The sequence below is a fragment of the Blautia sp. AM29-29 genome (assembly GCF_003480555.1).
Classification (GTDB): Bacteria; Bacillota; Clostridia; order Lachnospirales; family Lachnospiraceae; genus Fusicatenibacter; species Fusicatenibacter saccharivorans.
Map to the genome: position 1 here is coordinate 32,805 of NZ_QUJD01000023.1, position 11,031 is coordinate 43,835.

The following is an 11,031-nucleotide window of genomic DNA, read 5'->3' on the forward strand; positions in this document are numbered from 1 at the left end:
CACATTCCTATCTGTTCCTCTTTGCGAAAAGTCTTTTTTTCGTAAAATTTAATACTTCCTTCATTTCTTTTTCGATGCTCTATGGTATACTTCTTAGTATGGAAAAAGATTCCAGACGTGATCTTTTTCAACCAAACCACAGTGAGGCTGTCTCTTCTTTATCAGGACGGCCGGAGAGGAATATAACTGTTATGAACAAAACAATTCCCGAAATCATTCACCGCCGTGTTCCAACGACGCGTTATGAGGCAGACCCTTCCGAAGGCCTTTCCGCCGAGCAGGTTGCCGAGTACCGCGAGAACGGCTGGACCAACCGCGCGGTGGAACCTCCGTCCAAGACAACGGCCGAGATCGTAAAGAGCAATGTCTGTACGTATTTCAACCTGATTTTTCTGATTATTGCCATCTTTCTGATCCTTGCCGGTTCGTTCCGGGATCTTACGTTTCTGCCGGTCATCATCGCGAACACGCTGATCGGTATTGTACAGGAGATCAAGGCGAAAAAGACGCTGGAAAAGCTGTCTGTTTTAAACGCGCCGAAGGCTACTGCGATCCGTGACGGGGCTGAGGTAACACTCGCCGCGGAGGATCTCGTACTCGATGATATTGTTGTATTTACCGCAGGAAAACAGATCTGCGCTGATGCCGTCGTGCTTGAAGGTGAGGTACAGGTCAACGAATCGCTGCTTACCGGTGAATCCGATGAGATTACCAAGCGCCCGGGCGACGAGCTGATGTCCGGAAGTTTTATCGTCTCCGGAAGCTGCAAGAGCCGTCTGACCCAGGTTGGTGAAGATTCCTACATTTCCCGTCTGACCCTCGAGGCAAAGGCCATGAAAGAGGGCGAACAGTCCGAGATGATCCGCTCCCTCAACAAGCTGGTAAAGGTTGTCGGCATTCTGATCATTCCGATCGGTCTTCTGCTCTTCGGCCAGCAGTTTTTCGTCTCCCACGAAACGTTCCGTGAGAGCATTACCTCGATGGTGGCCGCCGTGCTCGGCATGATCCCAGAAGGTCTTTACCTGCTTGCAAGCGTTGCCCTTGCCGTCAGCGTTATGCGGCTGGCTTCGCAGAAGGTTCTCGTGCATGATATGAAATGTATCGAGACGCTGGCTCGCGTCAACGTGCTCTGTGTCGATAAGACGGGAACCATCACCGAGACAAATATGAAAGTACATGATCTGATTCTGGTCGGCTCCAGTTCAGTCCCTGATACAGAATCCGGCAAAAATGCTCCCGCACTGCAGAAAGAAGAGCTTTCCCTTGCGGTCGGTGATTTCGCATCTGCCATGTCAAACGACAACATTACTATGGCGGCACTGAAAGAATATTTTAAAGACAGCAACGGCAGAACTGCCGTTTCGATGACTTCGTTCTCCTCGGAATTCAAGTATTCCAGTGTGACATTTTCGGATGTCTCCTACGTGCTCGGTGCCCCGGAGTTCGTTCTCCGCGATGATTTTGCACGCTATCAGAGTGAAATTGAAGCGTATACCTCAAAGGGATTCCGTCTCCTCGTCTTCGGCACATCCGAAACTGTACCGAATGGAAAAGCACTCTCCGGCCGTGTCACGCCGCTTGGCTACGTGCTTCTCTCCAATCCGATCCGAAAAGAAGCACCGGAAACGTTCCGCTACTTCGAAGATCAGGGTGTCCATGTCAAGGTCATCTCCGGTGATACTCCGGTAACGGTATCTGAGGTTGCCCGCCAGGCAGGGATTGCACACGCAGAGGATTATATTGATGCTTCCACTCTAAAGACACCGGAAGAGCTCGAAGAAGCAATCCTGAAATACACCGTGTTCGGCCGTGTCACACCAGACCAAAAACGCCAGTTTGTCCAGGCTTTAAAGAAAAACGGCAAGACCGTTGCGATGACCGGCGATGGTGTCAACGATGTGCTCGCATTAAAGGATGCCGACTGCTCCGTTGCGATGGCATCCGGAAGTGACGCTGCCGCACAGGCTGCACAGCTCGTTCTGCTGGACAACGACTTTTCGAAGATGCCTTCTGTCGTACTGGAAGGCCGCCGCGTTGTCAACAACCTGCAGCGCTCGGGAACGCTGTTCCTGGTAAAGAACATTTTCTCGTTCCTGCTGTCCATCTTCTCACTGATCTCGATGGTGACGTATCCGCTGGAGCCGTCCCAGATCTCGCTGATCAGTATGTTTACGATCGGTATTCCAGGCTTCCTGCTCTCGCTAATGCCGAACAAAAACCGGATCGCGGGCCACTTTATCACGAACATTCTGACACGGGCCCTGCCTGCGGCGCTGACCGACTTTTTGATGGTCGCAACACTCGTCGTCTTCGGCCAGGAATTTGCGGTCGGCTCGGAAGATATTTCGACCGCTTCCACCGTACTGCTCGCCATTGTCGGTTTTATGATTCTCTACCGGATCAGCAAGCCGCTCAACTGGATGCGCTGGACGATCCTGATCGGCTCGATTATTGCCTTCATTTTCTGCAGTACCTATCTGAACCAACTGTTCGCCATTTCTGATATGTCCAGAAAATGTATCATGCTGCTGGTCGTATTCTCTGTCGCAACAGAGCCGGTTCTGCGATATTTGAGCATCCTCGTGGATTCCATTTCCTCTTTTTACCGGAAGCAGAAAATTTTCTTCCTGCGAAAACGGGAAGCGAGAAAAGCGAAATAAAACGTAAAACCAACCATCAAAAATGCCGTACAGCGTTGGAAATTTTTCCTCCGCCTGTACGGCATTTTTTGATTTACAAATCACAGTTTCTTACTTTCTCATCTCCGGATCTTCCGCGTAATGCGTCCGCTCGCCGCCGATGTATTTCGGTCTTGTCCGCGCGCAGACAACGTGCGCATCTCCGATCGTTTTCTGCGATACCCGGACCGGAACGGCTACTGCCTTCAGCTGCATGCCGATCAGCACATCACCGATATCAATACCTGCATGCGCCTGCACACGCTCTACGGTGACAGCGTCCTCCAATCCATAGTATGCCGCCATCGCAAACGATCCGCCGCCATGCAGCCACGGTACCGCGCAGACCGGCTCGTAACCGTATTTTTCTGCCGCCGCACGCTCCAGAACAACCGCGCGGTTCAGATGCTCACAGCACTGCGCCGCCAGATACAGCCCGTGCTCCTTCGTACACGCATACAGCGCCTCAAACACCGCCTGCCCGATCTCCTGGCTGGAATCCGTTCCGAGCTTACTGTTGTGAATTTCACTCGAAGAACATCCCACTACCAGAATCTGTCCCGGTTTCATCTGCGCCGTCGTAATCAGCTCCTCTGCGGCGGCACGCGCTTCCTGTCTGATTGTTTCAAGATCCATTTTGTATCCCTCCTTACTAAACAGCAATATTTATGCAAAAGGAGACTGACTCTTTTTCCAAGAATCAGCCTCCTTTCTTCAGCTTACATAATTATTATTTCTGAACGATATTCACAATTCTTCCCGGTACGTAAATTTCTTTTACGATGTTTCCGGTCAGTTTGTCTGCAACTGCCTCTTTTGCAGCGGCGATTGCGGTCTCTTTATCTGCATCTTTGGCGATTTTGATCGTTCCGCGCATTTTACCGTTGATCTGAACAGCGATCTCGGCTACTGCCTCTACGGTCTTCTCCTCGTCAAACTCCGGCCATGCGGTCTGATACAGACGGCCTTCGTATCCAAGGTCTGCCCACAGTTCCTCGGTCATATGCGGTGCAACCGGATTCAGCAGGATCAGAAGGGTTTCGAACTCTTTTCTCGTTACTTTTCCGGCTTTGTAGAACTCGTTGACCAGGGTCATCATGGCTGCGATCGCTGTGTTGTATTTCAGGGACTCATAGTCGCTGGATACTTTCTTGATGGTCTGGTGCATTTTGGACTCCAGCTCTTTGGAGTAGGAATCTCCGTCTACCAGGCTGTCCTGCAGTTTCCATACACGTTCGAGGAAACGACGGCATCCTTTTACGCCTTCCTGAGACCAGGATGCACTTAAGTCGAAGGCACCGATGAACATCTCGTACGTACGCAGGGTATCTGCACCGAACTCAGCTACGATATCATCCGGGTTGACAACGTTTCCACGGGATTTACTCATCTTCTCGCCGTTCTCGCCGAGGATCATTCCGTGGGAAGTACGTTTCTGATACGGTTCCGGGCAGGTAACTACGCCCTGATCGTACAGGAATTTATGCCAGAAACGGGAATACAGAAGGTGAAGGGTGGTGTGCTCCATTCCTCCGTTGTACCAGTCAACCGGCAGCCAGTATTTCATAGCTTCTTTGCTTGCCAGAGCCTCTTTGTTCTTCGGATCGGTATAGCGGATGTAATACCAGGAAGATCCAGCCCACTGCGGCATGGTATCGGTCTCACGTTTTGCAGGTCCTCCGCAGCACGGGCAGGTGGTGTTGACCCAGTCTGTCATGGCAGCCAGCGGAGACTCGCCGTTATCGGTCGGCATGTAGCTCTCTACATCCGGCAGCTCCAGCGGAAGGGATTCTTCCGGAACCGGAACGTAACCGCATTTGTCGCAGTGTACGATCGGAATCGGCTCACCCCAGTAACGCTGACGGGAGAATACCCAGTCACGCAGCTTATAGTTTGTTTTTGCTTTTCCAACGTGGTTCTCTTCGAGCCACTCAAGAATTTTCTTTTTTGCTTCCGCAACGGAAAGTCCGTTCAGGAAACCGGAGTTGACAAGAGTTCCCTCTGCAACGTCGGTGTAAACTTCGTTCTGTACGTCGCCGCCTGCAACGACCTCGATGATCGGCATGTTGAATTTCTTTGCGAACTCCCAGTCACGCTCATCGTGTGCCGGTACTGCCATGATGGCGCCGGTGCCGTAGCTCATCAGTACATAATCGGAAATCCAGATCGGGATCTCTTTTCCATTAACCGGGTTGACTGCGGAAAGTCCGTCGATCATGACACCGGTCTTGTCTTTTGCAAGCTCGGAACGCTCGAAATCGGATTTTCTGGCTGCCATCTCACGGTATGCGCAGACCTCATCCCAGTTCTTGATCTCATCTTTGTACTGGTCGATGTACGGATGCTCCGGGGAGAGTACCATGTACGTAACACCGAACAGGGTATCCGGGCGTGTGGTGTAGATGGTCAGCTTCTCCGGTTTATCTTTCAGGGAGAAATCAACCTCTGCTCCGTGGGAACGTCCAATCCAGTTTTTCTGGGAAGTTTTGACACGCTCAATATAGTCAACGCCGTCCAGACCGTCGATCAGCTTGTCTGCATACTCGGTAATCTTCAGCATCCACTCGCTCTTTACTTTGCGGACAACCGGGCTTCCGCAGCGCTCGCACACGCCGTTTACAACTTCCTCGTTTGCAAGGCCTACCTTACAGGAAGTACACCAGTTGATCGGCATCTCTTTTTTATATGCCAGTCCGGCTTTGAAAAGTTTCAGGAAAATCCACTGGGTCCAGTGATAGTATTCCGGATCCGTCGTGTTGATCTCTCTGTCCCAGTCGAAGGAATATCCAAGAGACTGAAGCTGGTCTTTGAAGTGATGTACGTTGTTTTTGGTAACGATCTTCGGATGAATGTGGTTTTTGATCGCATAGTTCTCCGTTGGAAGACCAAATGCATCCCAGCCCATCGGATACAGAACGTTGTAACCCTGCATTCTGCGCTTTCTGGCTACGATGTCCAGTGCAGTGTACGGACGCGGATGGCCTACGTGAAGTCCCTGTCCTGACGGATACGGAAACTCAACGAGTGCGTAGTATTTCGGTTTTGTATAATCATCTGTGGCGGCAAAGGCTTTTTCATCCTGCCAGATCTTCTGCCACTTTTTTTCAATGTCCTGTGGCTCATATCTTTTACTCATAGGTAACCTCCTGCATGTTCAAGTTCAAAGTTCTTTTTTCTCACACCGCCGCATAGGACAGCATGCGCATTTGAACATATAGCTGTATTCTATCACTCTTTCCCTGTTTTTACAATTTATTTTTTCCTATATCCTCCGTTTTTCTTCAAAAACCGCAGAAAAATCCGGTTTCCGGGCGAATTCTGCTCCCGAAACCGGATTTTCTCTGTTTTATCACACTATTTTATAAAGCTTTATTCTTCTGCTTTTTCAACCTTCGAAGCTCTTGCCTCAATCTCTTTTGCCTGGATATCGGACGGAGCCTGCTCATATCTCGCAAACTCATAGGAGAAATCACCGCTTCCGCCTGTCATGGAGCGGAGTGTTGTGCCGTATCCGTAGATCTCAAGTTCCGGAACATCAGCCTCGATAATCGTATGGCCCTTGTGATCCGGGTTCATGCCGAGCACACGGCCGCGGCGTTTGTTGAGATCGCCCATGATATCGCCGGTGTATTTATCGTCTACAGTGATCTTCATCGAAACGATCGGCTCAAGGAGAACCGGGGATGCTTCCATAAAGCCTTTCTTGAACGCCTGGATCGCTGCGGTCTTGAATGCCATCTCGGAGGAGTCTACCGGATGATAAGAACCATCATACAGAACGGCTTTGACGCCGACTACCGGATAAGCAGCCAGAGGGCCTTTCTGTACGGCTTCCTGGATACCTTTTTCAACAGCCGGGAAGTAGTTCTTCGGAACGGTGCCGCCGACAACTTCCTGCTCGAAAACGTATGGTTTCTCGAGATCTCCGGAAGCGGAGAAGCGCATTTTTACATGACCGTACTGGCCGTGGCCGCCGGACTGTTTTTTGTATTTTGCTTCTACATCCGAATTTTTGCGGATCGTCTCGCGGAAGGCTACCTTCGGACGGGACAGCTCTACTTCTACTTTGTAGCGCTCCAGCAGCTTGCTGACGATAATATCGATGTGCTGGTCGCCCATGCCGTACAGCAATGTCTGATGGTTTGCAGAATCATTGACTGCCTTCATAGTCAGGTCTTCCTGCATCATCTTGGCAAAGGCCTGGGAGATCTTATCTACATCGGCTTTGTTCTTCGGTTTATATCGTTTTGCGGTGTACGGAGTCGAAACATCCGGTTTTCCGTAGCGGACCTGATTGTTCTTTGTCGCAAGGGAATCGCCGGTTCTTGCATCGCCGAGTTTTGCGATGGCACCGATATCTCCTGCATGAAGCTCCGGTACTTCGATCGGCTTGGAGCCTTCGAGCACGTACAGCTTGCTCAGTTTTTCTTCGGATTCCTGATCTACATTATAGAGCACATCATCACTTTTAATAACGCCGGAGCAAACCTTAATCATTGAATATTTTCCAAGGAACGGATCCACGATCGTCTTGAAAATGGTCGCGCTCTTCGGTTTCGCAAAGTCGTAATTTGCCTCGAAAATTTCGTTCGTATCGAGATTGATGCCGGCACACGGACGGGTGGACGGATCCGGGAAGTATCCGCAGATATCATCCAGAAGGTTCGATACGCCCTGCAGGTTCACCGGAGATCCCATGCATACCGGAACGATGGTGCCGTCTCCTACGTTCATGGCAAGCGCTGCGGAAATCTCTGCTACCGAGAACTCTTCTCCGCCAAAGTAGCGGTCCATAAACTCTTCACTTGTTTCTGCCACGGATTCCATCAGGGTTTCACGGTACTTCTCCAGATATTCTACGGAGTAATCTGGAATCGGGCATTCTTCTTTTTTATCTTTTTCGATATATCTGCGGCCTTTGTTCTTTACAATATTGATATATCCTACAAATTTACCGTTTTCACGCAGAGGCATATGAAGCGGTGCGATTCGTTTTCCGTACAGTTCGGTGAGCTGCTCAACGACTTCTCGGTAGCTGACATCGTCCTGATCCATTTCCGTTACGAAGATCATACGCGGAAGATTGTATTTCTCGCAGAGTTCCCATGCTTTCTGGGTTCCGACCTGCACGCCGGCCTTTCCGGATACCACGATTACAGCGGCATCTGCTGCGGAAGCGGCTTCCTGTGCTTCTCCTACGAAATCAAACATTCCAGGAGTATCCAGAACATTGATCTTATTTTTTCCCCATACGACCGGGACAAGCGTTGTGGAAATAGAGCATTTGCGCTTGATTTCTTCTTTGTCAAAATCGCTGACGGTATTTCCGTCTGTCACTTTTCCGAGACGGTTTGTCATACCGGAAAGATAAGCCATAGCTTCGGTCAGACTTGTCTTTCCGGAGCCGCTGTGCCCCAGCAGCACCACATTTCTGATTCGGTCAGTTCTAAAAACGTCCATATGTAATACCTCCCATGTAAGTAAATTTGCAGATTGCAAGGCCGCTCTTATTCGCCTTTCTGCTTTTTATCAAGATTCACGTCTTCCGTTCCTCTTATCATAGTCACTATTCTACTAAAGTTTTTGCTTTTTTGCAAGTATATTATTCATATTTCACAATATATTTCTGAATTTTTAAATTTTATATGTATTTTAGCTGGTTATTCTGCCCTTCTTCCGCTTTTCTGTCTGGCTTTTCTGTGGAATCTGCCGGATTTTGCAAAACAAGCAAGATTGCTGCCTTTCAAAAATGCTTTGTTGCTTTAAAGCAAGAAATCTTTGACATTTGATTTCAGATGCTTTACAATGTCTTTTATACGATTTACCTACGAAAATTGTCAGAAAGGACTACTTGAATTATGTGTGATACATCCGAAAAAATCTGTATCGGCTTTATCGGCCTTGGCCTCATCGGCGGCTCCATTGCAAAAACCCTCAGAAAGGTTCACCAGGAGTATAAACTGATGGCCTACTGCCGCACCAAAGCGACGATCGAAGAGGCAATTCAGGAAGGCGTGATTGATATCGCGCTGGAAGAACGGGACGACCGCTTTGCCGACTGTGACTATATCTTCTTATGTGCTCCTGTCAGCACCAACATCTCCTATCTTCCGTTCGTGAAAGGCATCGCAAAACCGGGCTGTATCATCACAGACGTCGGAAGTGTAAAAGGAGAAATCCATCAGGCGGTTGAGACCCTCGGCATGACGCACCAGTTTATCGGCGGCCATCCGATGGCAGGCTCCGAAAAGACGGGATATTCCAGCGCCACCGATTACCTGCTGGAAAATGCTTACTATATGATTACACCCGGACCAGATGTTGAGATCGCGACAGTTTCCGCTTTCGTTGATCTTGTCCAGTCCTTAAAGGCGATCCCGATGGTTTTAACATACGAAGAGCACGACTACATCACCGCAGGTGTCAGTCATCTGCCGCATATCGTTGCCGCTACCTTGGTCAATGCACTCGCATCCCTGGACACACCGGAAGAGCAGATGAAAACCGTTGCTGCAGGCGGCTTCAAGGACATCACCCGCATCGCTTCCTCCTCCCCGGAGGTATGGCAGCAGATCTGTCTCTCAAACCAGAAGCAGCTCTCGAATGTGCTGGATTCCTATATCCGCCTTCTCGTCCAGGCAAAATACCTGGTTGACAACAAAAAAGGCCACGAGCTCTACAATATGTTTGAGAGTTCCCGCGAATACCGGAATTCCATGGAAGATTCTTCCTATGGACCGACAAAGAAAGAATACGTCGTTTACTGCGACCTGCTCGATGAAGCCGGCGGAATCGCAGCCGTTACAACAATTCTTGCCATCAACCAGATCAGTATTAAAAATATCGGCATTACGCATAACCGCGAGTTCGAAGAGGGTGCTCTCCGCATTGAATTTTATGAAGAGCAGGCAGGCATTCTTGCCCGGAAGGTCTTAAAAGACCATGGCTATACCATTCATATCCGCAATTAAAAGCGCGTATATCTTGACAGGAGGAAGTTACGTTATGCAGTTCCAGAAAGCAGTACGTCCTCTGCGCGGAGAAATCTCCGTGCCGGGCGATAAATCCATTTCCCACCGCGCCGTCATGTTCGGTGCCATTTCAGAGGGAACCACAGAAGTCACAAACTTTTTACAGGGTGCCGACTGTCTCTCCACCATCTCCTGCTTCCGCAGTATGGGCATTGAGATCGAGAACACGCCGGAGCGCATCCTCATTCATGGAAAAGGTCTGCACGGGCTTTCGGCTCCGTCCGCCGTTCTCGACTGCGGAAACAGCGGAACAACGACACGCCTGATCTCCGGCATTCTTGCCGGCCAGAACTTTTCCAGTACACTGACCGGTGACGCCTCCATTCAGAAACGGCCGATGGGACGCATCATCAATCCGCTGACCCAGATGGGCGCTTCCATCCGCAGTATTCCGGAAAACGGCTGTGCGCCGCTTGCGATCAACGGCCATCCGCTCCACGCCATCTCCTATCTTTCGCCGGTCGCATCCGCACAGGTCAAATCGTGTGTCCTGCTTGCCGGACTGTATGCTGACGGAAAAACAAGCGTTACCGAACCGGCTCTTTCCAGAAACCATACGGAGCTGATGCTGAAATTCTTCGGCGCCGACGTTGCCTCCGAAGGGCTGACCGCATCGGTTCTGCCGAACCCGGATCTCCATGGAAATCTCGTCCGTGTGCCGGGAGATATTTCCTCCGCCGCCTACTTCATCGCCGCCGCGCTGATAGTTCCAGGCTCTGAGGTGCTCCTGAAAAATGTCGGCATCAACCCGACCCGCGACGGTATGCTCCGCGTCTGCCGCGCCATGGGTGCTGACATCACACTTCTGAATGAGCAGAACTCCGGCGGAGAACCGGTTGCAGACCTTCTCGTGCGCTATACGCCGTCTCTTTCCGGCACCGTCATCGAGGGCGAACTGATCCCGACCCTGATCGATGAAATCCCGATCATCGCGGTTCTTGCCGCCACAGCGAACGGTACAACCGTGATCCGGAATGCGGAGGAGCTGAAAGTCAAAGAATCGAACCGTCTTGATATCATGGTAAACGAACTCACCGCGATGGGTGTTTCCCTGGAAGGCACGGACGACGGCATGATCATTGAGGGCGGAAAACCGTTCCACGGCGCCCAAATCGACAGCCGCCTCGACCACCGCATTGCGATGTCGTTTGCAATCGCTTCGCTTGCCGCAGAGACACCGACGGAAATCCTGCGCGCCGGCTGTGTGGATATCTCGTATCCGACATTCTACCAGGATCTGGCACGGCTGCAGGCATAAAAAACGTTTAAAATCGAGTAGGAGGGAAATCTGAGTGATTTCCCGACCTCTCACACCACCGTGC

General features: G+C 50.5%; 6 protein-coding genes. 3 read left to right on the forward strand and 3 right to left on the reverse strand.

All coding sequences use genetic code 11. The features are described 5' to 3' along the window. Window positions 1–191: 191 nt before the first annotated feature. Window positions 192–2,660 carry a cation-translocating P-type ATPase gene (locus DW769_RS14560; RefSeq protein WP_118750553.1) on the forward strand — a complete coding sequence of 823 codons (2,469 nt, stop codon included), beginning with the start codon at window positions 192–194 and terminating at the stop codon, window positions 2,658–2,660. A gap of 90 nt (window positions 2,661–2,750) precedes the next feature. Here the strand turns inward: DW769_RS14560 and DW769_RS14565 are convergent, their stop codons facing one another. From DW769_RS14565 to DW769_RS14575, 3 genes are all read right to left on the reverse strand, one after another. Further along, the gene (locus DW769_RS14565; protein WP_118700403.1) at window positions 2,751–3,314 is read right to left on the reverse strand and encodes a TIGR01440 family protein; all 564 of its coding nucleotides are present in this window, start codon (window positions 3,312–3,314) and stop codon (window positions 2,751–2,753) included. A 94-nt stretch (window positions 3,315–3,408) separates the two neighbouring features. After that, window positions 3,409–5,814: a leucine--tRNA ligase gene (gene leuS, locus DW769_RS14570; protein WP_022461418.1), complete on the reverse strand. Its 2,406-nt coding sequence runs from the start codon at window positions 5,812–5,814 to the stop codon at window positions 3,409–3,411. Window positions 5,815–6,047: 233 nt separating this feature from the next. Continuing rightward, the gene (locus DW769_RS14575) at window positions 6,048–8,138 is read right to left on the reverse strand and encodes an elongation factor G (protein WP_118750554.1); all 2,091 of its coding nucleotides are present in this window, start codon (window positions 8,136–8,138) and stop codon (window positions 6,048–6,050) included. Between the two features lie 398 nt (window positions 8,139–8,536). On the opposite strand from DW769_RS14575, the gene DW769_RS14580 reads away from it, so the two are divergent. Next, complete coding sequence (locus DW769_RS14580) at window positions 8,537–9,649, forward strand: prephenate dehydrogenase (protein ID WP_118750555.1); 1,113 nt, start codon at window positions 8,537–8,539, stop codon at window positions 9,647–9,649. Window positions 9,650–9,683: 34 nt separating this feature from the next. Continuing rightward, the gene (gene aroA, locus DW769_RS14585; protein ID WP_118750556.1) at window positions 9,684–10,967 is read left to right on the forward strand and encodes a 3-phosphoshikimate 1-carboxyvinyltransferase; all 1,284 of its coding nucleotides are present in this window, start codon (window positions 9,684–9,686) and stop codon (window positions 10,965–10,967) included. Window positions 10,968–11,031 lie beyond the last annotated feature (64 nt).

Excerpts from the sequence above, each read along its gene's own strand:
- DW769_RS14560 (WP_118750553.1), top strand. The coding sequence starts at position 192 with ATGAACAAAACAATTCCCGAAATCATTCACCGCCGTGTTCCAACGACG.
- DW769_RS14565 (WP_118700403.1), bottom strand. The coding sequence starts at position 3,314 with ATGGATCTTGAAACAATCAGACAGGAAGCGCGTGCCGCCGCAGAGGAG.
- leuS (WP_022461418.1), bottom strand. The coding sequence starts at position 5,814 with ATGAGTAAAAGATATGAGCCACAGGACATTGAAAAAAAGTGGCAGAAG.
- DW769_RS14575 (WP_118750554.1), bottom strand. The coding sequence starts at position 8,138 with ATGGACGTTTTTAGAACTGACCGAATCAGAAATGTGGTGCTGCTGGGG.
- DW769_RS14580 (WP_118750555.1), top strand. The coding sequence starts at position 8,537 with ATGTGTGATACATCCGAAAAAATCTGTATCGGCTTTATCGGCCTTGGC.
- aroA (WP_118750556.1), top strand. The coding sequence starts at position 9,684 with ATGCAGTTCCAGAAAGCAGTACGTCCTCTGCGCGGAGAAATCTCCGTG.